Origin of the sequence: Cellvibrio chitinivorans, from assembly GCF_035117775.1 — a bacterium.
Classification (GTDB): domain Bacteria; phylum Pseudomonadota; class Gammaproteobacteria; order Pseudomonadales; family Cellvibrionaceae; genus Cellvibrio; species Cellvibrio chitinivorans.
The window spans coordinates 396,702-420,823 of record NZ_JAYKKN010000004.1; the positions used below are offsets into that span (position 1 = coordinate 396,702).

The window sequence follows — 24,122 nt, forward strand, 5'->3', positions numbered from 1 at the left end:
CGCCTATGCTCAGCCTGTTTGTGCTTTTGCTAGATCCAGCACAAACCAAACACTAACAAGTGTTTGATAGCAATTAACCATACTGAAAGGACGAGTTATGAACATGAAGAACACCGCACTGTTGGGCGGCTTGGCAGGTGTGATTGCACTTAGTGCATCGTCTGCACAGGCGGGGCGCGCCAACACTTACGAATTCACCCTGCAGGTTCCTTACGCCTACGAAGAGACCATCGACTTCAGCGGCGGAGCCAATATCAAAACCAACTCTGACGCCGGTTTTGGTTTCTCGGCGGGTTACAACTACTCTCACAATTTCAATCTGCGCGCGAACTTCAATTGGAACTCAACCAGCTATGAAGCCACACGCGTGATCGACGCTGCTGAGCCCACGGAAGAAACCTACGGCGGTGTGCTCGATTCTTTCTCTGCAACGCTCGCAGGGGACTACTACTTTGGCAACGGCGCACTGCAACCCTTTGTCAGTGGAAGCTTGGGCTGGTCAAACATCGACAGCAATGTCGCCAGTGGCCCGACCGAAGGTGTGTGCTGGTGGGATCCGTGGTGGGGTTACATCTGCGATTACTATCAACCCACCTACAACACCGACAGTTGGACTTACGGTGTAGGTGCAGGCTTGCGCTTTGATATCAGCGAGAACTTATTCCTGCGCGGCAGCTACAACGAACGCTGGATTGACCTTGACCATGCGAAAGGCAGCCCGTCGATTGGTACGCTCACCGTAGAATTCGGTTTTATGTATTAATCAAACTGCTCGCTTTCCAATGCTCCCGCCCGCTGCTTAATGGGCGGGAGTCGCGGGTTAAGCGCACAAACTCCCTCCCCCATTCTCCACCGCTGTGCGAACGGCGTTATCTACAAAAGTTTGCGATTTTTGCAAAAACACAGGCGCAACTTTTCCAAAAACCCAAGCGCAATTATCGCGGTCACTACATCAAAAATAGCGTGCTACTAGGAATTTGCCGCCTGCTTCAACAACTTGGCGCGATTTTTTCATCTATTCTTTTTACCAATAACGACTACATGGACATGGTGATAAGGGGAACCCATTGCTCGATTCTGCTGAAGTGCATTTTCGCTACGAAGACGCCAACCTGCATTTACTGGGTGATTGGCAATTGGGTCAATGCCCCGACGGCGAAAGTCTGATCAACGGGGCATCCGCCGACTGCAAACAAATTACGCTTATCACCGATGAATTGAATGAATGGGATTCCAGTCTCGCTATCGCCTTGCTGCAACTCGCGCGCTGGTGCGAACAGCAGCAGATCACGCTTGATTTCGCGCAAGCACCTGAAGCCCTACAAGAACTGCTAAACCTCGCGACCTCAATTCCCCCTTATCAAAACAATGAAGAGCATGCGCACAAACACTTCTTTATTCGTGTGTATGAATTCGCACGCACGCGTTGGAATAATTTTGCCCAAACCCTGACTTTTATTGGCGATATCGCCATCGCGCTCGGTCAATGGCTGCGCGGGGCTGCCAAAACACGCCGACAAGATATTGTGTTTTTTATCGACCAATCCGGCCCGCGCGCGCTGGCGATAGTAACGCTGATTGCGCTGTTGGTAGGAATGATCCTCGCCTATCTCGGCTCGGTGCAATTGCGCCAACTGGGCGCGGAGGTTTATGTCGCCGATCTCGTTGCAATTGGCATGGTACGCGAGATGGGTGCACTTATGACCGCAGTGATTATGGCTGGCCGCACCGGCGCCGCTTATGCCGCGCAACTGGGCACTATGCAAGTTAACGAAGAGATAGATGCACTCAAAACGATGGGCATTTCCACGGTTGAATTTTTGGTGCTGCCACGTTTGATTGCGTTGGTATTTATTATGCCGCTGATGTGTATTTACGCCGATGCGATTGGCATTTTCGGCGGAGCCTTGGTTGCAATGAATATGGATGTAAACCTGTTGCAATATGTGCTGCAAACGCGCGAGGCAGTAAGTTGGATAGATATTGCAGCCGGGCTAATCAAAAGTTTGGTGTTCGGGGTGCTAATTGCGGTGGCGGGTTGCCAAGCGGGACTCAACTGCGGCCGCAATTCCGATGCCGTGGGCATGGCAGCCACCAACGCCGTAGTGCGCTCGATTGTGTATCTGGTAGTGGCCGACGCGGCGTTTAATATTCTCTACGACAAACTTGGCATTTAATCGCAAACACTTTTCTAACCGCGGTACCTTTTAATCAAAAGCAAGGGAGTTGGGTGATGACAAGCAGTACACCTTTTATCAGCATTCGCGATCTCAGTATTGGTTATGGCAATCGGGTGGTGCAGGAAAATTTGAATTTCGATATTGATCGGAACGAGATTTTTTTTATTGTCGGCGGCAGTGGTTGCGGTAAAACCACACTGCTCAAACACATGATCGGCTTGCTGGTTCCAAGCAAAGGCGAGGTCTTGTACGAGGGTGTTAACTTCTATGAATCCGATCCAGAAACTCGTTTAGCGCTGCTGAAAAATTGGGGGATTACGTATCAATCCGGCGCGCTTTTTTCGAGCATGACGCTCGCTGAAAACGTCGCCCTGCCCTTGCAGTTGTATACCGATTTATCAGCGAAACAAATCGCCGAAACTGTCGAGTTTAAATTAGCGTTGGTCGGCCTTGGTGGCTACGAAGATTTTTACCCCGCCGAAATCAGCGGCGGCATGCACAAACGCGCTGGGCTTGCGCGCGCTATCGCGCTCGATCCACAGCTGCTGTTTTTTGATGAACCCTCTGCCGGGCTGGACCCGATCAGTTCACTGCGTTTGGATCAATTAATTGTGCAGGTGTGTAAATCACTCAACTCAACGGTGGTGATTGTGTCCCACGAGCTGCCAAGTATTTTATCCATCGGCACAAAATGCGTGGTGCTGGATGCGCAGGCTAAAACCATGTTGGATGTTGGCGACCCTAAAGAATTATTGCATCACAGTAAGCATGAAAAAGTACGTCACTTTTTAAGCCGCGCAGGCACTGCTAATGCCGAGTCACCAAATAAAGACTCACTAACGGAGGGAGCAACCACATAAATGGCTAATAACACGTCTTCTGGCAACAAAACGTCCGGCAACAAAATCTCCAGTAATAAAAGCTCCAACAATAAGTCCTTCACCATAGGCGCATTTATTGTCGGCGCCCTGCTAGTGGTATTTTTGGCGCTACTGTTTTTTTCAGGCGGAAAACTCTTTTCACAAAAAGAGCGAGTGATCATGTATTTCGATGGCTCGGTGCAAGGCTTACAAATCGGCGCGCCCGTTAAATTAAAAGGCGTAGTGCTGGGCGAAATTACCGATATTCAAATCAACTTTCAAAGCGATGATAAACCCGCACTCACCGCCGTCACTGCCGACCTTCGCTTACAGCGTATCAGCAGCCAAGGTGCTGACGTAAACAAAGAGTTTTTGATCGATGCCATCAAAAACGGTTTGCGCGCGCAATTAAATTACCAAAGTTTTCTGACCGGTTTGCTCTACGTGGAATTGGATTTTCACCCCGAGACATCACCACAGATTTATGACTTTCAAAATAACTTCTTGGAGCTACCTACCGTTGCAACTAATTTCGAGGAAATATCCAGAAGCCTGCAAGAAATTAATGTGAAAGATTTGGTGGACAACCTCGATAAACTGACTGCAGATATAAATGAATTAGTCGAAAGTGGCGCAGTGGTTGACACCATAACGAGCGTAAAAACCGCTGCCGATTCAATCAACTTTGCCGCGCGCAGTATCGCGGCAGACGCCAAAACTGCCAATGAACAACTCACCCTCACTACGCTTGAGCTGACCAAATTATTGCAGTCGTTAAATCAACAAATTCCGGGCATTAGCAACAACATCAACACCAGCCTTGTGGAATTGCAAAAGAGTTTGGAGAACATCAACAAAACCGCAGAGTCGCTTAATGGCACTGTGGCGGAAGATTCTCCGCTGATGTATCAACTCCAACAAACACTCAAAGAAGTAAGCCGCTCAGCCAATGCGCTGCGCGATTTCAGCACGACACTGGATGAACAACCCGAAGCCATTTGGCGCGGCCGATCAATTCCGGATGAGGAATAATTTATGATTTCACGCACGCTTATCATTGTGCTGGTATTGCTCATCAGCGCCTGCGCTAACTCACCGCGCAAACACTACTTTGCGCTGAGCGCCGCCATGCCGGAAACGAGCAGCGAATTGCAGACAGCGAGCATCCAGAAAGTCATTGGCGTTGGCCCCATTAAAATTCCGGAATATTTGCAAGCCTCGCGCATCAGCTATTGGAAAACCGCCCAGCAACTTTCACCCACCGACAATGGCTTTTGGGCTGAGCCTTTGGAGCTGGGGATTACCCGCGTACTGGCGCTGAACCTGCAAGCTGCACAACCAAACTGGCAGGTGATGCAATTCCCCTGGTTGCAGAGCCAAAAACCCGCATTAGTAGTGCGCGTGGATATTCAACGCTTGGATGCCTTTCCAAGCTATGCACTGCTGGAAGCGCGCGTAGATTTGGTGGATACCAACACCGGCAGTACCCGCAGCAAACTCATCCGCACGCGGGTAGATTCCTCGTCCGATTCCGCCAGCATCGCCAATGCTTTTAGTCAGCTGCTGCAACAGGCATCCAGCGCAATCGCGCCAGAGCTTTTGTGACAATTCGCTCTGTGATACCTGAGAGTGTGGCAACTAAGAACAAACAACAGGAAGTGTGAAAAATTGTTTTGATCCTTCGGGTTAATCCGGCGCAGCGGCTATGATGCGCGCCGGATTCATCACCAAAAGGTTTTCACAGTAGCCGCAGGCTTCTGAACACAATTATGAGCAGCACTCACACCACATCCGCCACCGGAATTCACACCACCCGCGCACCGCTTTCTACCCGTATCGCCTTTCTTATTACCGGCCTTGCTATGTCAGCTTGGGCACCGCTGATTCCCTACGCCAAGGCGCGGCTGGCGATTAGCGAATCCACTCTCGGTTTACTGATTTTGTGTTTTGGTATCGGCTCGCTGATCGCCATGCCGGTCACTGGCGGCTTGGTCGGCCGCTACGGCTGTCGGCGAATCATCACCTGCTCGCTGTTGCTGATGTGCGTGAGCCTGGTGTGCCTTGCCATATCCCCCGGCATTCCCGGCATGGCGCTCAATTTGTTGATTTTCGGGATGACACTGGGCGCGACCGATGTCGCCATGAACATGCAGGCAGTGGTGGTCGAGAAAGCGTCTGGCCGCAGCATGATGTCGGGCTTCCATGGTTTTTACAGTCTGGGCGGGATTTTCGGCGCAGTGATTATGAGCGCACTGCTTTGGCTGGGTTTATCGCCTTTCTATTCTCTGCTGCTACTGGCGGCCGCGCTCTTATTGATGCTGGGTTATTGCTCGCCCGATTTATTAGGTGCAGACACTACCAATAACGAGGAAGCTAGCGAAAAACAGCCCTTTTTTGTGATGCCGCACGGCAAGGTACTGTTAGTCGGCAGCCTGTGTTTTATCGCCTTTTTGGCAGAGGGCGCAGTGTTGGATTGGAGCGCCCTGTTCCTGACCAGCGTGCGCGCTATAGACCCGGTTTACGCCGGTTTAGGCTTCGCCTGCTTCTCCATCGCCATGACTATTGGCCGTTTCACCGGCGATAAAATCGTCAGCCACCTTGGTGGCACACCCGTAGTACTCGCAGGCGGAATCTGCGCCGCAGCAGGTTTGCTGCTGGTGGTGTTTGTTCCCTACAGCGCAGCCGCCTTTATTGGCTTTGCACTGGTAGGCGCTGGGGCATCCAACATAGTGCCGGTGTTATTTACCGCGGCGGGCAATCAGCAATCCATGCCCGTAGGCTTGGCGATAGCGTCAGTAGTGAGCATGGGCTACGCAGGCTTGTTGGCAGGCCCTGCCCTAATTGGCTTTGTCGCCGATGCCAGCAGCCTCGGCGTCGCCTTCACATTGGTCGCGGGCGGATTGCTGGCGCTCGCCTCCACAGCCAAGCGCGCGACTCAGGCTTAATTCATCAAAAACTCCAGCCATAAAAAAACGCGGCAGAATCGCTTCTGCCGCGTTTTTTATGGTCGTCATGTTGCTTAGCGTGAAAACACCACCGTCTTGGTGCCGTTGAGCAATACACGATGCTCCGCATGCCAGCGCACGGCGCGGTTGAGTACCACAGCTTCGGTGTCGCGCCCTATCTCTGCCATCTCGTCCGGCGAGTTTACGTGGGATACACGCTCAACCGACTGCTCGATAATCGGGCCTTCATCCAAATCAGCCGTTACAAAATGCGCAGTCGCGCCGATCAATTTTACACCGCGATCAAACGCCTGATGGTAAGGCTTGGCGCCTTTAAAGCCGGGCAAGAAGGAGTGATGGATATTGATCGCACGGCCATTGAGCTTATGACACAGGTCATCCGATAGAATCTGCATATAGCGCGCAAGCACCAAAAAATCCGCCTGCAAATCCTGCATCAACTGCCATAGCTGACCCTCTTGCTGCGGCTTGGTATCGGCAGTGATGGGCAGATAATGGAACGGCAATTCATACCATTCGGTGAGGTCGCGCATCACATTGTGGTTGGATACGACCCCAACTATATCGATTGGCAAAGATCCGTTTTTCCAGCTATTTAGCAGTGCATTCAGGCAGTGACCCCACTGGGATACGGCAATCAGTACTCGTGGCTTGGCATCGCTATCAAAAATATTCCAGTCCATCTGGTACTGCTCACCCAAGGGTTTGAACAGCGAGCGAATCTGGCCGAGGTTGTAGCCGGTGGGACACTCGAATACGGTGCGCATAAAGAAGCGATTGCTGTTTACATCTTCAAACTGGGAGGACTCTTTAATATTGAATCCCAAGGTGGCGAATAAGGTGGCCACCGCTGCTACCAACCCTTTTGAATCCTGGCAGCTAAAGGTCAACACAATTTCTTTTACCGCAGACATGGCATATTTCTCTACTTTTTCCGATTTGTCGGCATCCTACCTGTAGTTATAGCCCTAGGCAATTTTTGCAGCCGATGCGATAGCACAATCCATGCACAACAAAACAACAACGGCTGAAACTCTGCTGTAAAAAAGTTCACCTGTTGCAAAAAATACAAATCGAAAGAAAAAACATCAGCGGTATTAAGCCTATTCCGGATTGCCGAGTGGCATTTAGATCATTTTTACATGTGTCATTTTTCCTAGCCCATCTCGTCCAAACGCCCGCCTCATGCAGGCTTGCGATTTAAAAGATGTTTTCCATTTCTCGGCAATTGTTACCAACATAAAAAGTTGGACTCATTTTTGCTCTATTAATATTACCTAACTCGCCATGATCTACACACATAGCAAGTAGGTATTCCTCGACAGAGTTTTACCGGACGTCGCTAAAGGAAAATGCCTCACGATCCAAGGATGGAACAAAGGACTGCCCGGAACCCCATGGATTAAAAAATGGAAACCATTTTAGACATCAGTTGGGCAAGTTACTTTCCGGCATTTAAATTGATTGCTGTCGCAATAGTTGTAATGTTGGTTTTGCGTTTGGTGACACCTTGGCTTACCAAATTACTCGTGCGCATTACGCAACCTTTTCAATTTTTAAACCTTGTTGCTAACAATATTAAACGCCCGATTCATTGGTTGATTCCTTTAATCGGCACCTATGTTGTTGTTCACTCCCCGCCAGATGAAATTCCTTTTTTAGCGCCGCTACAAAAATTAGTGACGCTTGCAGTTATCGCCGCAACCACATGGCTTGCGATTACCGCAGTGCGCGCGATACAAGCCATCATTATCGCGAAAAACCCAATGGATCTTAGCGATAATTTATCGGCCAGAAGAATTCAAACCCAAACGCGAGTATTAGTACAAACACTCAGTTTTTTTGTATTGCTTTTTGGCCTTGCAGCCATGCTGATGACCTTCCCTAGCGCGCGCCAATTCGGCACCAGTTTATTAGCATCTGCAGGCGTTGCAGGCCTCGCTGTTGGTTTTGCCGCAAAACCCGTACTCGGAAATTTAATTGCCGGTTTACAACTGGCGATCACCCAACCCATTCGTTTGGATGATGTTGTTATTGTCGAAAATGAATGGGGGCGAGTAGAAGAAATCACTGGAACCTACATTGTTATCCGCATTTGGGATGACCGCCGCCTTATAGTTCCTCTGCAATGGTTTATCGAAAACCCATTCCAAAACTGGACGCGAAAAACATCCAGCCTGCTAGGTTCTATTTTTTTATGGGTCGATTACTCCACCAATATTGAACAACTGCGCGAAGAGCTTAAGCGTTTATGCGAACAGGTTCCCGAGTTGTGGGACGGCCGTGTGTGTGGCCTGCAAGTAACTGAGAGCAATGAAAATTCTGTACAGCTGCGCATGTTGGTCAGCTCAAATGACTCATCAAAAAATTGGGATTTACGCTGCTTTATTCGCGAAAAAATGATTAATTTTATGATGCAGAACCAACCGGAATGCCTACCGAAATTACGTGCAACTATTAGTGAAAATGAAAGTGCTCCCACTCCGCCTAATGAGCAAATTGAGACACCAGAGCGTCAACCACCAGTTTAATAACCGTAATAATCAATTTTTATAATTGGCAAAAGTATTGCAACGGTAAAACCATCAAAAAGCAAATCCAATTAACTATTTTTAGCAACCCATTTTAAGAGTAGACATTCAAATGACTTTATTATCCATCGACACTCATCTGCTCCGAAAACCTACCCACGGCGCTCATTATAAAAATGGTAAAGCACTATTTTCTTTATGGGCTCCCGATGCAAAAGAAGTCACACTGCAATTTGCAGATGGCACTTTGATACCGCTTGAGCTTTACGACGACGGTTGGTTTTCAAAAATTGTCGCTTGCCGCCCCGGCACCGAATATAAATTTCTTATTAACAATGACATGGCCGTTCCTGATCCTGCCGCTTATGCGCAAAGCGATGATGTTCATGGCTGGAGTAAAGTGATCGATCACAGTGCCTATCAATGGAAAATGCACAATTGGTGTGGCAAACCTTGGTATCAAATGGTGATCTATGAGTTACATGTTGGTTTGTATGGCGGATTTAATGGAGTCAAAAAACAACTGCCCGCGTTAGTTGATTTAGGAATTACCGCAATTGAATTAATGCCCGTCGGTGAATTCGTGGGTGAACGCAATTGGGGTTATGACGGGGTATTACCCTTCGCACCTGAAAGCAGTTATGGCACACCAGAAGAATTAAAAAGCCTGATCGATTACGCACATCAATTAGGTCTGATGGTTTTTGTCGATGTGGTTTACAACCACTTCGGTCCTGAGGGAAATTATTTAGGGCAATATGCAAGCGGATTTTTCCGCGATGACATTAAAACACCTTGGGGCAACGCCATAGATTTTCGCCGCCCGCAAGTACAACAGTACTATATTGAAAACGCATTAATGTGGGTGCGCACTTATCGCGTAGATGGTTTACGTTTCGATGCAGTGCACGCCATTAATGACGAGGCGTTTTTAATTAGACTTGCTGAGACGTTACACAAATCAGTTCCACTCGGGCGTTATTTACATCTCATGCTGGAGAATGAAAACAATTCGTGTCATTTACTGGAAAATGGTTACATAGCCCAGTGGAATGATGATGGGCACAATGTATTACACCACTTATTGACGGGTGAAAAAGAAGGCTATTACAGTAATTTTTGCGATTTGCCCACCACAAAATTAGCGCGTTTCTTACGCGAAGGTTTTATTTATCAGGGTGATACCTGCGGATACAGTCAAGTACGCGGTGAGCCAAGTGCGCATTTATCTCCACTCGCATTTGTGCTGTTTTTACAAAATCATGATCAGGTTGGTAATCGCGCATTTGGTGAACGTCTCACTCAATTAGCCGACCCTAACAACCTGAAAGCAGCCATCACCCTGATGTTGCTTTGCCCTATGGTGCCAATGTTATTTATGGGCGAAGAATTGGGTCTTGAACAACCTTTTTATTATTTTACCGATCATCCGGATGAACTCGCCAAAGCCGTATGTGAAGGCCGGCGCAATGAATTTTCGGCGTTTGCTGCGCATCAGCAAACCGATAAAGATTTGATTCCCGACCCAAATGACGTAGCCACTTTCACTGCATCAAAACCTGCCCTTTCTATGCTCAGTGAAACACAACAGGAATGGCGGGATTTTTATCGCACACTGTTGCGTTTGCGCAGCTTGGAAATTATTCCACGCTTGCCTGGCACTTTTTCTACCGAGGTGGCGGTATTAGGACCTGGCGCGGTTTCTGCATCATGGGAAATGGGCGATGGCAGCAATTTGCGTATTGACCTCAACTTGAGCGAAACCAGTGTCGCGATAAAAAAACCCTGGAATCGCAGCCGGGTTTTGTTTAATCAGGGCGTTGATAGCTTGAGTTATATGGAGAATTTTTTACCGAAACACTGCGCATTGGTCACGCTCAACGATGGATGCAACTGATCAAAACAGATGAGGTAAGCAATGGTAAATATCCGGGCAACAGCACGACTGCAGTTTCATCGGGGTTTCAACTTTATTGATGCAACCTCTTTGATTAGCTATTTTGCCAAGCTCGGTATAAGCCATATTTATGCCTCACCGATTTTGACTGCGCGCCCCGGTTCTACTTATGGATACGATGTTATTGACCCTACGCAAGTGAATCCAGAACTCGGAGGTGAAGCCGCACTAGAAACCTTCGTTGCAGAATTACGCAAACACAATATGGGATTAATTGTTGATTTTGTCCCCAATCACATGGCGGTTGGCGGCGCGACAAATCCTTGGTGGCTAAGCGTGTTGGAATGGGGCAAAGAAAGTCCCTATGCCCGCTTTTTTGACATTCAATGGTATTCGCCCGACCCACTTTTAAAAGGACAATTATTAATACCTGTGCTGCGTGCAGGCTATGGCGAAGTTTTGGTTGCAGGCGATATCACCCTTCATTTTGATGAGCAACAGGGTAGTTTTCATGCGCAGCATTTTGATCACAAATTCCCACTTTACCCTCCGACCTATAACGAAATTCTAACTAAATGCAAAACACCGGAACTGCAATCACTAGGCAGACAGTTTGCACTGCTGGAAAAGATTCAGACCCAATCTGAAGCAGATGGACAGTCACAAGCCCCATTAAAACCAGCACAAACGCTACAAAAGCAATTGAAAGAATTAGCGCAAGCAGAAGACCAATTACAAGACATATTGAGTGCACTGAATTACTTTTGCATCGGCGACAGCCTGAGCCAATTACCAGTAAACGAGCAGTACCAAGACGATAAAGTCAAACGCATTCACCGGTTACTCGAACACCAACATTATCGCCTCGCTGATTGGCGCACTGCATCGGACGATATCAACTGGAGACGTTTTTTTGATATCAATGAGCTAGGCGCATTACGCGCTGAACGCACCGATGTGTTCGATGCAATTCACGAAAAAATATTTGATTTAATCGGCCGTGGACTAATCGACGGTTTACGTATTGACCACATAGATGGATTGGCAAACCCGCGCGCCTACTGCCGAAAGTTACGGCGCAAAGCTGAACGCCTGTTACCCATCAACAATTCAAATCAGAACAAACCACATTTCCTGATTTATGTAGAAAAAATTCTGGCACATAAAGAACAACTTCCACAAAACTGGTTGGTAGAAGGCTCTACCGGCTACGACTTTATGAATCAGGTTTCACTTGTGCAACACGATGCAAGCAAGTTACCTGTGCTAGCAAATTTCTGGCAACGAAAAACCAATCGCCCAGCGGATTTTTCTGAAGAAGTCATAGAAGCTCGCCGATTGATTTTATCCACTTCGCTTATTGGCGATTTTGAAACCGTCGCTCAAGGTTTATTGCGCATCGCCCGTGCAGAATTAGCGACACGCGATATCACACTCGGTGCAATAAGACGCGCACTATTGGAATTGATTGTGCACTTTCCCGTCTACCGCACCTATTCCCGCGCTTGCCCCCGTACGCCGCAAGATCAATTATTTTTCGAGCAGGCACTCGCCGGAGCACGCACAACATTAAATGAGCATGAGTGGCCATTGCTCGATCAACTGGATAAATGGTTGGGCGGAGAACCGCTACACCAGTTGCCACCGGGCAGCATGCGTAAATTGCGCTACCGAACACTGATCCGCTTTCAGCAACTCACCTCGCCTATCGCTGCAAAATCCGTTGAAGATACCGCCTGCTATCGCTCTGGAATTTTATTATCGCGCAATGATGTGGGGTTCAATCCAGAATTGCTCGGCATAAGCAGCGAAGAATTTCACGCGGTCTGCAAAGAACGTGCAGAGCAATTTCCGCAGTCGATGCTCACTACTGCTACGCACGATCACAAACGCGGTGAAGATGCGCGCGCGCGATTAGCAGTACTAAGTGAACACGCCGAATGGTTTACCGGGAAAGCGGAATACTGGCAAACCTTGGCTGTGCCACTTCATCAATCAGTGGAAGAAGAAAATGCTCCAACACTTGGTGACGAGTTAATGCTTTATCAAACGCTGCTCGCCACTTGGCCGTTAGATTTGGATGCAGATAATTTCACCCGCAAATTTGACAACTCTTTTGACGGCAATGAAGAAGAAAAAGCGTTTAAGGACATCGTCAGTAATTATGTAGGGCGTATCCAGCAATGGCAGGAAAAAGCATTGCGTGAAGCAAAATTGCGCAGCAATTGGGCTGCACCCAATACGGCTTATGAAACCGCCTGCAAAGATTTTGTACAGAATTTATTTACCGCTACTAACGCAGCCGAATTACGCAACAGCATCGCCGCCACGGTGCAAGAAATAGCGCCCGCAGGTGCACTAAACAGCATAACCCAAACTCTATTGCGCTTGACCACACCCGGAGTGCCTGACTTGTACCAAGGTACTGAGTATTGGGATTTCAGCTTGGTTGATCCGGACAATCGCAACCCCGTCGATTTCAGCACGCGCATTGCGAGCTTGAACGATACGGTTACTGAAGCAGATGAATTACTCAATCAGTGGCGCGATGGCAGAATCAAACAACATCTCATCAACAAAACCCTGAATTTGCGCCGCGAAATGAGCAACGTATTTACCTCAGGTGATTATCTCCCGCTGCAAGTTGCTGGAGACCACGCGGAGAAAATTATCTCCTTTGCTCGCCGCTTGGAACATCAGTGGATCATCGTTGTTGCTCCGCGCCTGTGTGCACATATGCTTGTGGGTCAACCGACACCTTATATATCGCCAGATGCCTGGGGAGACACCAGATTAGTCTTACCCTCCTCAGCACCACAAAATTTTACTGGGCTTTTTTCACGGGAGGTTTCACAGCAAGCTGTGCATTCCGAAGCAAATCGAACAGCTGCTGATTTGAATATCAGCAGTATTCTCACCGATTTTCCCGTCAATATTCTTTTTACATCCACATGATTCATGCAAACCGTATCACTTGGGGAGGCAGCCATGAATTCACAAAACAAATCTATCGAGATGAGTACACCATCGCGCATTATGGAAGGCATGCCCTTCCCGCTTGGCGCCACATGGGATGGAACTGGAATTAACTTTGCGATTTTTTCTGCTCACGCAACAAAAGTAGAACTGTGTTTGTTTGATGAAACAGGAACAGTAGAGCTGGAGCGTATTGAATTACCCGAATACACAGACGAAATTTGGCACGGTTACTTGCCTGATGCAAAAGCAGGCCAAGTGTACGGTTATCGCGTATATGGCCCTTATGAGCCAGCTAACGGGCACAGATTTAATCCAAACAAATTATTAATTGACCCTTACGCAAAACAGTTAGTAGGCACATTAACTTGGGATGAAAGCTTATTCGGTTACACCATCGGCCACCCGGACGGTGATTTAAGTTTTGATGAACGCGATAGCGCACCATTTATTCCCAAAGCAAAAGTAGTCGACCCGGCATTTACCTGGAATGAACATTACAAATGCCGCATTCCAAACAATGAAACGATTATTTATGAAACCCATGTGCGTGGGATCAGCATGCTACACCCTGAGGTTCCGAAAGATTTGCGCGGAACCTTTGCTGGCCTAGCCAACCCACAATTACTGGACCACATCAAATCATTGGGCGTAACCAGTATTGAACTTCTGCCGATACATGCATTTGTACATGACAATCATCTTTTGGAAAAAGGTTTACGTAATTACTGGGGCTATAACAGCATCGCCTTTTTTTGTCCGCACCCGTCCTATTTATCGAACGGAAATTTGAGTGAATTTAAAGAGATGAGCGCAAGCATTCACGCTGCTGGCTTGGAACTTATTCTCGATGTTGTTTACAACCACACCGCTGAAGGCAGCGAACTTGGCCCAACACTTTCTATGCGTGGCATTGATAACGCCACTTACTATCGCCTTGTTGAAAATAATAAACGCTACTACGTTAACGATTCGGGCACCGGCAATACGTTAGATTTAGGCCATCCCTGCGTGCTGCGTTTAGTAACTGACTCACTGCGTTATTGGACAACCCAAATGGGCGTTGACGGTTTCCGTTTTGACTTGGGAACTATACTCGCGCGCGAAGCAACCGGCTTCAATGAAACTCACGGATTTCATGTTGCTTGTCGCCAGGACCCGACACTCAGCCAATTAAAATTAATTGCTGAACCCTGGGATTGCGGTTTAGGCGGTTATCAGGTGGGTGCGTTTCCACCGGGTTGGCACGAGTGGAACGATAAATTCCGCGATTGTGTTCGTGCGTTTTGGCGCGGCGACCAAGGAAAATTACCTGAGCTAGCCAGCAGCTTAACGGCATCCGGACATTTATTTAATCGTCGTGGGCGCAGGCCAGCTGCATCCGTTAATTTTATTACGGCGCACGATGGCTTCACCATGAATGATTTGGTTAGCTACAACGGCAAACACAATGAAGCCAATGGCGATAACAACACCGACGGAACTGACAATAATATCTCCTACAACTACGGCGTTGAAGGTGAAACCAAAGATAAAAATATCTGCGCGATTCGCGAACGACAAATGCGCAACCTAATCGCAACACTGATGTTTTCACAGGGCACCCCCATGATGGTGTCTGGCGACGAATTCGCACACACCCAAAAGGGCAATAACAATGTTTACTGTCAAGATAACGAACTCAGTTGGCTTGACTGGAAACTGACACCCAAAAGTAAAACCATGCTGAATTTCACTCGTCGCGTTATTGATTTGCGAAAGAAATATCCGATGCTGCGCCGTGAACGCTTTTTGGTGGGCGAATACAACGAAGAGATTGGTGTAAAGGATGTCACCTGGCTGCTACCGAATGGAGCAGAAATGAGCGAAGGTGATTGGCACAATGGCTTGCTGTCTTGCATGGGAATGCTGATGGACGGACGCGCGCAACCTACTGGCATTCATCGCCCCGGCAGCGATACCTCACTGCTACTAATCGTCAATGCACACAGTGACCCAATTAGCTTTACGTTGCCCGAAGTTGCTCAAGGGCTGAGCTGGCACTGTTTGTTAGACACTAATCGTCCGGATGAATTTGATTCCGATTTATTTCCTATCGGCCATGAATTTATTGTCACTGAGCGTTCATTATTATTGTTTGAACTTAAACAGGAAGAGCCACAGTAAGCCTGTGGCTTTTTCACTTATCTTTTTTAAATCTTTATCAGCTATCTTTGAACTCGTGTGGATTTCCGGCGCGGCAAAAATTAGCTGGATGTTTGGGATTGTCTTTCAGTAATTGATAAGTCACCCCATTAGTCCAACCAAAGCCATCCTGTAGCGGATATTCCCCGCCACACGCATGCTCTTCGGTTGGGCGCAAAATATATTTCTCTACCAATTTACTATCACATTCGTACAAGCCTGAAACAATCGACAACCAACGCCAGCTAATTTGTGAGGCAAGCTCGGTGTATCCGTAATTGCGCAAACCAAGAATTGACATCCATTGCAATGGCGCCCAACCATTGGGACGATCCCATTGCTGTTGGGTGCGATTGAACTCAGTGGTCGATATACCTCCATCAACCAATAAACGTTCTTCAACTATTTTTACTAATTGCTCAGCTTGATTCTCACTTGCCAATTTCACAAACATAGGTGTCAATGTTGCAGCGGTGAGATTTTTTCGTTGAATGCTATAGCGCCAGTGGTAATCAAAAAACGCGCCCTCAGTTTCATTCCAGCAATAAAAATTTATCGCTTCTTTGCGCGTTTCTGCACGTGCAAAAAACTCATCTGCCAAAATCACATCATCCTTCAATTGCGCCAGTGCAGCGATCTGTAACTCCAATTTGTACAGCAAACAATTAAGATCGATTGGCACAATGTTGGTGGTGCAAATAGTAGCCAAATCATAAGGATCAATTTGCCAGCGCGAACTAAAATCCCAGCCTGATTCTGCGCCTGCTCGCAAGTCGCGATACACATCATGAACCGGTCTATTTGAGCGCTGCGCGGTTAATACATCTTCCCTGTAAGATTCTTCGCGCGGCGTATCGCGGTCATCCCAATAGCGATTTAACAGCGCACCATTGCCCATGCGCACACAACGCCTATAGCCCTCCCCCGTCCGCAAGTCCTCTCCACCCGCCATCCAAAATCCATACTCTTTGCGCAATTGCGGCAAGTAATCCACCGCTTCACGCACCCCATTTTTTTCAAATAAATCCACCATGAGCGAGAATACAGGCGGTTGTGAACGGCTGAGATAATAAGTGCGATTGCCGTTGGGAATATGACCGTAGGTATCAATCAAATACGCAAAGTTATCAGCCATTGCCGCCAATAAATGCGAGCGATTTGCACCATGCAGCCCAACCATTGTGAAATAGGAATCCCAGTAATAGAGTTCAGAAAAGCGTCCACCGGGAACAATATAATCAAACGGCAGCGGCAAAATAGATGAGCAAAATGGATGCTCTTGCGGGTGACGGGTTAACACCGGCCAGAGCGATTCAATGTGCGCAGCCAGCGTTCTATTTGGATCAGAAACAAATGCGCTGGAAGGCGTTTCAACCACTTCAAACTGCTCAAGCACAAAGGCTTTCAAATCGAAACCAGCATCATTACAACGGCTGCGATACAACTCCAAAATTGCATCCGGCGCTTGGCGGGGAGCGCAGTCAACAAAGGTTTTTCCATCATCAAAAATGCAATTCATTTGCACTTCAACAAATAGTTCCTGGTAGCGATCCGCAGGCGTCAAAGTATCAGCTTGCGATACTTGTTTGACTCCATCATATGGGTTTGCAGTGACTGAACTAGCTGTTTGCATAACACCTCCGTTTAAAAGCTCGCGTGAAATCATCCGTCGTCAATTAAGTGAATCAATCTACTTGCATTTGATGCTAGTAAATTTCATTACATTGAACAATGTAAAAAGGTCTTAATTTTTTGGAAAAATCAACATTCCTCGTACTAATTTTAGCAACCCAAATCAAAACTTATATTAAAAATCAATGACATACAAATATGGCATTTAGGTTGCTATGTATATATTCACACAGACATTAACACTATCGCGCCTGCTCTGTCGCAGGCTCACATAGATATCGTTATTAGACGAGGCAATCATGAACAAGATGAATACCAACATTATTGAGAGCGCTCACTATCAACACAAATTTCAGATTAAAACACACACATCAATTCCATCTATTGCAGCGCATTCGCTCGAACAAAATTATTTATTGGCGCAGCTGACACTGGATGAGCAGTCGCAATTACTTGCGCACATGGAACTCTATGCAATGGAAGCCGACGAAGTGATTCACGAAACCGGTTTGGGAATTGAATGGATTTACTTCCCTATTAATGCGGTGGTGAGCATTGGTTATATCGCCGAAAACGGCTCTACACCAAGCGTAGCTCTGACCGGAAAGGATGGATTGATTGGTTTGCCTGCACTACTCGGTAGCGACCATGCAACACACTATGCCTGTGTAACAACCCCTGGCCTAAGTTATCGAATTAAAGCCCGCCAGCTCAAAAATGAATTACTTGGAAATAATGAGCTATTGCAAATAATACTGCTGTATTCGCAATTATTTTTTACGCAGGTTTCGCAAACTGCCGTTTGTAATCGCCTGCACTCAGTGGAACAACAGCTTTGCCGTCACTTGTTAATGAATACTGATTTATTAGAAAAAGATGAATTAAATTTAACGCACGAATCTATCGCTAATATGCTCGGTGTTCGCCGCGAAGGAATTACTCACGCAGCGGGCAAACTGCAACAAAAATCACTCATTCGCTACAACCGCGGCAAAATTCATATCCTCGACCGTGAAGGTTTGGAGAGTGAAGCCTGCGAATGCTACGCCGCTGTGTGCAATGAGCGCGCCCGCTTAATGCCAGCCGCTATTCCATTTACTCACACCTGCATGCGCAAGCCGTTAGCGAGCTATCAATACAAAATGAGTTAGTAGATTGGGGCGGCATCTGTTATAACTTTGCCACCTAAACTCATGCTTATATTCTCTATGCAACAAGCTCAACTATTTCGCCCTTGCGTCCTCTGGTTTACTGGCCTGAGTGGCGCAGGCAAGTCGACTACTGCAAATGCGCTTCAACAAACACTAATAGAATTCGGCTGTAAAACTTATTTATTGGATGGTGACAAACTGCGCGAAGGACTCTGCAAAGACCTTGGCTTTAGTGAGGCTGATCGCACAGAAAACTTGCGCCGTATCGGTGAAGTCGCTCACCTGATGGTAAATGCCGGATTGCTGGTTATTTGTGCAACCATATCTCCTTTTGAACAAACTCGCCGCGATCTGCGTGCGCGTTTTGCAGATGGCGACTTTATCGAAGTGTTTATTGATGCATCCCTCTCGGTCTGCGAAGCCCGCGACCCCAAAGGGCTTTATCGCAAGGCGCGCGAAGGAAAAATTACTCAATTTACCGGAATCGATTCCGCCTATGATCGCCCGACCAGCGCGGAAATTCATGTGCGTACCGACCAATTAACAACGGTTGAATGCGTCGAAAAAATCATGACTTATCTACTTGATAACTACTACCTGCAAACGCAGAACTAATACACTAATGGATCTCGAATAAGAATCGGGGATTGACACTCCGCTCCCCGATTTTTATTTCAAATTTATCCGTAAAACTCCCCCTTCAGCATGGTTTTTGTTTTACCGCTTAACAGCACTCGTTCTCTTTGCAGCTCCAATGTTAATAAGCCGCCTCGGGGCGAGGCTTGACGAGCGCGCAGATGGTTTTTGCCGAACCGATAACCCCAATAAACTGCGAGCAAACAGTGCGCAGAACCGGTGACCGGATCTTCGGCAATTCCGACCTTGGGTGCGAAAAAGCGCGAGACCATATCCAACCCCGAATCTGCATCGCCGGGCGCAGTGATGATCAGCCCACGTTCGGTAATAGCGCTGATCAGATTGAGATCGGGAATAAAATTTTCCACAGCTGCTGCATTGTCCAACACCAGTAATAAATCATCGCGCCCACAGCCAAACCATACCGGCGGCTTACCGAGAAATTGCAGCAGCGCCGGAGGCAAGTCGCGGGTTTTAGGTTGATCGCAAGGAAAATCCAATTGGATCTCATCACCGTTGCGGGTTGCACTTAATATGCCGCTGCGTGTGTGGAAGTGAATGACCGGATTGCACACTCCCACCTCCTGCCAAAGTGCATGTGCAGCAGCAAGCGTGGCGTGACCGCAAAGGTCAACCTCAACCTGCGGTGTAAACCAGCGCAGATTCCAACTGCCATCGGCACGTTTATGTACAAAGGCGGTTTCAGCTTGATTCATTTCAAGCGCGACTTTTTGCATCCAACTAGCGGGCTGTTCAGTACTGAGAACGCAGACACCAGCGGGATTACCGCTAAACGGCTGATCGATAAAGGCATCAACTAAATACATGGGAAAAGTCATAGCGCCCTCCTGAGGGATAAACAGGTCAGGGCAATTAGCCCATCCAACAATTAACAATTCGACAATAACTCAAGGAAAATCAGTTTATTTTGTAGCCGCCAACCAGTACAGTTTCAAAAAACACAAATTGATACGATACAGATTAAAAGTAAATCAATCTGTACCCATCAAAATCAAACAGAACTGTACCTAAGAGCAGCGTTTATGGATATTTTGTATCGCAAACTGGCCAATGAACTTGCAGGACTAATCCAATCAGGCAGCTTTCAATCCGGTGACCGTATGCCGGGGGTACGGCAACAGGCACGGCAACACCAGTTGAGTATCGCCACTGTTATTTCAGCCTATCGCCAATTAGAAGACTGGGGGCTGGTGGAAGTCCGCAACCGTTCCGGGTTTTATGTAAAAAACCCTCGAATTACCCCGTTACCAGCACCACGAATGCACGTAACCACCATGCGCCCAGCGCCAGTGACTGGTCAGGACATGGTGTTGCAACTGGTCAAGGCCGCGAATGACCCCGCAATTGTTCAGTTGGGTGCCGCCGTTCCAGCCAGCGAGTTTTTACCCACACGCGCAATAGAACAGGCGCTGACCAAGGTAGCGCGCCACCATAGAGTACGCAGCGCCAACTATGAATTTTCGCCCGGTGCTCCCGAGCTGCGACGTCAAATTTCACGTCGGTTGGCCGAAGCCGGTTGCGCGGTACACCCAGACAATCTGGTCATTACCAACGGCTGCCAAGAAGCCTTATTTCTGGCGCTGCGGGCAGTCACTCAACCAGGTGACGTAGTCGCCATAGAATCCCCCACCTTTTACGGCCTGCTGCAAGTCATTGATGCTCTGGGATTGGAAGCGTTGGAAATTCCCGCCACCTCCCAGACAGGTATGTCACTCGAAGCCTTGGAACTGGCACTCAGCCGCTGGCCAGTAAAAGCCTGTGTGGTCACGCCCAATTTCAGCAATCCGCTCGGCTCCACCATGCCAGAGGCCAACAAACAGCGCTTGGTGAGCATGTTAAAAGCCCGTCAGATCACCTTGATTGAAGACGATATTTATAGCGATTTAGGGTTTGGGCAGGTACGCCCCTCTCTTCTCAAAGCCTTGGATGACAATGTAATTCTGTGCAGCTCTGTGTCCAAAACACTATCGCCCGGCTTGCGAGTTGGCTGGATCGCCGGTGGTATTCATCAAGAGCGCATTGAGTATTTGAAATATGTACTGAATCTCGCCACTGCCACAGCCCCGCAATTAGCTGTCGCAGAACTTTTGGAAAATGGCCAATACGAACGCCACTTACGCCGGGTGCGCGGCGACTACGCACAAGCGGTAACGCGGATGACAAAGTTGATTTTGGATAACTTCCCTGAAGGCACCAAAATCAGTCAGCCGCAGGGTGGATTCGTCATCTGGTTGGAATTGCCGGGCAACATCGACAGTTTTGATCTGGCCAAACATGCCTTGGCAGCCGGAATAAGTATTGCCCCAGGCCCGATTTTCTCGGCCAGTCAGAAATACACCTCGTTTGTGAGGCTGTGTTGCGCGTGTGAGTGGAATGCACGCGTAGAAAGTGCGGTGATAAAGCTGGCAGGATTAATTCGGAACCAAATTCCGAAAACCAATCCCATTAATTAAGTCCACAAATCCCCAACCGGCGTATAAAAACTAAAACGTTTGGCTAGCTGGGCTTGCAATAATTCTGCGCAAGCAAGTGCATCGGTGGCGGCATGATGCGGGCGATAAGGAGGTAGGTTGTAGCGGGTGCGACTGGCAGCAAGGCGGATAGATTCTTGACGCACACCGCGCATTTTTTGCCACCAGGTTAAGGGCGTTTTGCGATGCAGCCGAGCCTCCAACTCCATGGTGTCTATCACCGGAAAATAAATTCCTTCGCCCAAACGGGCTAGCAGAGCGGCATGCAAAAAAGGCCGCTCGATGGCTTTGTAGTGCACCACGATTACTTTGCCGGCCATATGGGCAAGCAACTGCGGTAGCAGCGCTTCCAAATCCGGTGCTTGGGCTATATCGGAATGGGTGATGCGATGCACTGTGACTGAACTGTCACTGAGTTCAAAACGCGGCTTTAATAACCACTGTTGCGCCTGCGAGCTTTGAATCTGTGAGAAATTCATAGGCATCAACCCAATGCTGGCGATACCGTTATGCGCAGGGTCCAAACCGGTGGTTTCCATGTCTAACGCCAAAAGTGGCACACGACCAATCGGAGTGTCTGCTGGCACCATACCGACTTGATAAAACTGTTTTAGCAATGGGTGTTTAGCCTGCTCTGCCTGCTGCTGATAAAACCCTTGCCAGTCGGTGATTAATGCCTTGGCGTTTGCCGCTTTTTCTGAGGGTAAAAGAGAAGAGCCCAGATACAACATGGCAAAGTCCTGACTAGGCCCGAAAGTGAAACTTGAGAAATTTTTGCGCGTTACTCAGCACAGAAAACGCTTCTTTTAAATGCTTACGCTCAAACTCGGATAGTCGCTCCGGCACGACATTATTATCGGCAACCTCGCCCGCTTGCAGAGACAACGCCTGTTGGCGGATGCGCGTAAGCGCGATAACTTCATAGGCATCGCGCAGGTCTTCGCCGCGCCCTTTGGGTAAAACACGATGATTGATAATGTCGAGCAATCGATCAAATGTGTTGATTGCCGTAGACCCCATCGCCAAGGCGTGGACCCGCACCAAATCCACCATAGGAGCAGTACCGCGGCGTTTAATATTCACGCTGTTGTTGTGCCGCCCATCGCTCTCCATCACAAAATCTTTGAAGAACCCCAAGGGCGGCGTGCGCTGCAGTGCGTTGCGCGTCATGCAGGCTAAAAAGTGCGGGTGCTGGGGCGCTTTTTTTGCAATCAACTGTTTGAGCTGCTCGGCCCATTGGGTCTGGCCCCATACCGCATCCAGATCAAAGAAAATCCCACTGTGCAGTAAGCGTTCGGCGGTTGGTTTCTCTATCCAATCGGTAAAATATTGTTGCCATACACGCAACGGCTGACGCCATTGGGTATTGGTGGCCATGATGCCGCCACTGCAGTAACTATAACCGCAGGCAGCCAAACCATCGGACACATACTGCGCGAGCTGAAGGAAGTAAGCGTCGTGCTGCTGCGGGTCAAAGCTGTCATCCAATATCAGCGCATTATCTTGATCGGTCACTATTAACTGTTCATCGCGCGCCATCGAGCCCAAAGCTAAAAAACAATAAGGCACTGGCGGCGGCCCGAACTGTTGCTCGGCTAGCTCCAACAACCGCTGTTTTATGCTGCGACCGATGGCAGCCATAGCCGCACCGATCATCTGCGAATTAGCATCCTCGTTTACCAATCGCAAAAAACAGGCGCGCACTTCGCTATTGAGCGCAGCCAAACCTTCTGCGGAGGATTGGCGGAAAATGTTGCTCACCACATAAAGACTATTTTGTGATTCGTAACGGATGATATCGGGCAAAGCCACCACCCCAATGGGCTGCTGACGTTTGAGTACGGGGAGATGGTGAACGTTATTGCGCAGCATCAACATCATGGCATCGAAGACGTATTGCTGATCGTCGATAGTGACCAGCTCGGTCGTCATTATCTGACTAACTGGTGTGTCCGCGCTTAAACCCGCTGCAACAAAACGCGAGCGTATGTCGCGGTCGGTGACGATACCTGCCAGTTTGCCTTGCTGCTGCTCATCATCGTGTAGCAATAACAGACAGGATACCTGCTGCTCCGTCATTTCCTTGGCCGCCTGCACAACGCTTAGGCTACTCGCCAAACAAACCGGCTCGCGGTGCAATAAGGTGCTGATTTTAACCGCCAGCAAATCAGCCTCAGCCGCTTGTGTAGTGCGGCCAATGGTGCGGCCAATTTTGCGCCGCTCGGAATCGCCTACTTCAATGTAATCGGCAAAGAACTCGTTTGTATCAAACAACTGCTGAAATACTGCGGCAGGGACAAAATAAATTAACGTGTCTTCAAACGCAGTCGCTGGAAAACGCACCTTGCCACCGCGCAACAAGCCTTGTTCGCCAAAGATGCCACCTTCACTCAAGCGATTGTAAAGATCGCCATTGCGCCTAAAGGTTTCTACCGCGCCACTGCGAATAATATGCAGCGCCGCCAGCGGCTCGTTGTAGCGGAGAATCTCGGCACCCTTTTGGAAATAACCGACATCAATACTTGTGGCGACTTGCAACAATTGTGGCTCGTCCAACTCCTGAAACGGCGAGTGCCGCTTCAGAAACTCCATGATTTCAATTTGCTCAATTTCCACG

General features: G+C 48.3%; 18 protein-coding genes. 13 read left to right on the forward strand and 5 right to left on the reverse strand.

The annotated features are described in order from the left end of the window. Positions 1-97 precede the first annotated feature (97 nt). From SPL68_RS13680 to SPL68_RS13705, 6 genes are all read left to right on the forward strand, one after another. A complete protein-coding gene (locus tag SPL68_RS13680) occupies positions 98-763 on the forward strand; it encodes an outer membrane beta-barrel protein (protein WP_323815728.1) in 666 nt (221 codons plus the stop codon). Between the two features lie 304 nt (positions 764-1,067). Continuing rightward, positions 1,068-2,177 carry an MlaE family ABC transporter permease gene (locus SPL68_RS13685; RefSeq protein WP_323815729.1) on the forward strand — a complete coding sequence of 370 codons (1,110 nt, stop codon included), beginning with the start codon at positions 1,068-1,070 and terminating at the stop codon, positions 2,175-2,177. 56 nt (positions 2,178-2,233) lie between these two features. Continuing rightward, the gene (locus SPL68_RS13690) at positions 2,234-3,040 is read left to right on the forward strand and encodes an ABC transporter ATP-binding protein (RefSeq protein ID WP_323815730.1); all 807 of its coding nucleotides are present in this window, start codon (positions 2,234-2,236) and stop codon (positions 3,038-3,040) included. After that, on the forward strand, positions 3,041-4,072 hold the full coding sequence (locus SPL68_RS13695; protein ID WP_323815731.1) for an MlaD family protein: 1,032 nt from the start codon (positions 3,041-3,043) through the stop codon (positions 4,070-4,072). It begins immediately after the preceding gene. Positions 4,073-4,075: 3 nt separating this feature from the next. Then, the gene (locus tag SPL68_RS13700) at positions 4,076-4,645 is read left to right on the forward strand and encodes a PqiC family protein (protein ID WP_323815732.1); all 570 of its coding nucleotides are present in this window, start codon (positions 4,076-4,078) and stop codon (positions 4,643-4,645) included. Positions 4,646-4,809: 164 nt separating this feature from the next. Further along, positions 4,810-5,985, forward strand: coding sequence for an MFS transporter (locus SPL68_RS13705; RefSeq protein ID WP_323815733.1), 1,176 nt, complete (start codon positions 4,810-4,812; stop codon positions 5,983-5,985). A gap of 74 nt (positions 5,986-6,059) precedes the next feature. Here SPL68_RS13705 and purU read toward each other — a convergent pair whose 3' ends face one another. After that, the gene (gene purU, locus SPL68_RS13710) at positions 6,060-6,920 is read right to left on the reverse strand and encodes a formyltetrahydrofolate deformylase (RefSeq protein ID WP_323815734.1); all 861 of its coding nucleotides are present in this window, start codon (positions 6,918-6,920) and stop codon (positions 6,060-6,062) included. 495 nt (positions 6,921-7,415) lie between these two features. On the opposite strand from purU, the gene SPL68_RS13715 reads away from it, so the two are divergent. From SPL68_RS13715 to glgX, 4 genes are all read left to right on the forward strand, one after another. Then, complete coding sequence (locus tag SPL68_RS13715) at positions 7,416-8,537, forward strand: mechanosensitive ion channel family protein (RefSeq protein WP_323815735.1); 1,122 nt, start codon at positions 7,416-7,418, stop codon at positions 8,535-8,537. A 112-nt stretch (positions 8,538-8,649) separates the two neighbouring features. Then, positions 8,650-10,434 carry a malto-oligosyltrehalose trehalohydrolase gene (treZ, locus tag SPL68_RS13720; RefSeq protein ID WP_323815736.1) on the forward strand — a complete coding sequence of 595 codons (1,785 nt, stop codon included), beginning with the start codon at positions 8,650-8,652 and terminating at the stop codon, positions 10,432-10,434. Positions 10,435-10,455: 21 nt separating this feature from the next. After that, positions 10,456-13,389 carry a malto-oligosyltrehalose synthase gene (gene treY / locus SPL68_RS13725; RefSeq protein WP_323815737.1) on the forward strand — a complete coding sequence of 978 codons (2,934 nt, stop codon included), beginning with the start codon at positions 10,456-10,458 and terminating at the stop codon, positions 13,387-13,389. A gap of 33 nt (positions 13,390-13,422) precedes the next feature. Further along, positions 13,423-15,576, forward strand: a complete 2,154-nt coding sequence (gene glgX / locus SPL68_RS13730) for a glycogen debranching protein GlgX (RefSeq protein WP_323815738.1) — start codon at positions 13,423-13,425, stop codon at positions 15,574-15,576. 37 nt (positions 15,577-15,613) lie between these two features. Here glgX and treF read toward each other — a convergent pair whose 3' ends face one another. Next, on the reverse strand, positions 15,614-17,227 hold the full coding sequence (gene treF, locus SPL68_RS13735; protein WP_323815739.1) for an alpha,alpha-trehalase TreF: 1,614 nt from the start codon (positions 17,225-17,227) through the stop codon (positions 15,614-15,616). A 298-nt stretch (positions 17,228-17,525) separates the two neighbouring features. Between treF and SPL68_RS13740 the strand changes: the two genes are divergently transcribed. Together SPL68_RS13740 and cysC are read left to right on the forward strand one after the other, a co-directional pair. After that, a complete protein-coding gene (locus tag SPL68_RS13740; RefSeq protein ID WP_323815740.1) occupies positions 17,526-18,377 on the forward strand; it encodes a Crp/Fnr family transcriptional regulator in 852 nt (283 codons plus the stop codon). 57 nt (positions 18,378-18,434) lie between these two features. Continuing rightward, positions 18,435-18,992 carry an adenylyl-sulfate kinase gene (gene cysC, locus SPL68_RS13745; protein ID WP_323815741.1) on the forward strand — a complete coding sequence of 186 codons (558 nt, stop codon included), beginning with the start codon at positions 18,435-18,437 and terminating at the stop codon, positions 18,990-18,992. 65 nt (positions 18,993-19,057) lie between these two features. On the opposite strand, the gene SPL68_RS13750 is transcribed toward cysC, so the two are convergent. Then, entirely contained in the window at positions 19,058-19,852 is a 795-nt protein-coding gene (locus SPL68_RS13750) for a PhzF family phenazine biosynthesis protein (RefSeq protein ID WP_323815742.1), read from the reverse strand. Between the two features lie 204 nt (positions 19,853-20,056). Here SPL68_RS13750 and SPL68_RS13755 point away from each other — a divergent pair, with 204 nt between their 5' ends. Next, positions 20,057-21,487: an aminotransferase-like domain-containing protein gene (locus tag SPL68_RS13755; protein ID WP_323815743.1), complete on the forward strand. Its 1,431-nt coding sequence runs from the start codon at positions 20,057-20,059 to the stop codon at positions 21,485-21,487. On the opposite strand, the gene SPL68_RS13760 is transcribed toward SPL68_RS13755, so the two are convergent. Both SPL68_RS13760 and SPL68_RS13765 read right to left on the reverse strand, forming a co-directional pair. Next, on the reverse strand, positions 21,484-22,236 hold the full coding sequence (locus SPL68_RS13760; RefSeq protein ID WP_323815744.1) for a 3'-5' exonuclease: 753 nt from the start codon (positions 22,234-22,236) through the stop codon (positions 21,484-21,486). The genes SPL68_RS13755 and SPL68_RS13760 overlap by 4 nt on opposite strands. A 13-nt stretch (positions 22,237-22,249) precedes the next feature. Then, positions 22,250-24,121: a DUF294 nucleotidyltransferase-like domain-containing protein gene (locus SPL68_RS13765; protein WP_323815745.1), complete on the reverse strand. Its 1,872-nt coding sequence runs from the start codon at positions 24,119-24,121 to the stop codon at positions 22,250-22,252. Between the last annotated feature and the right edge of the window lies 1 nt (position 24,122).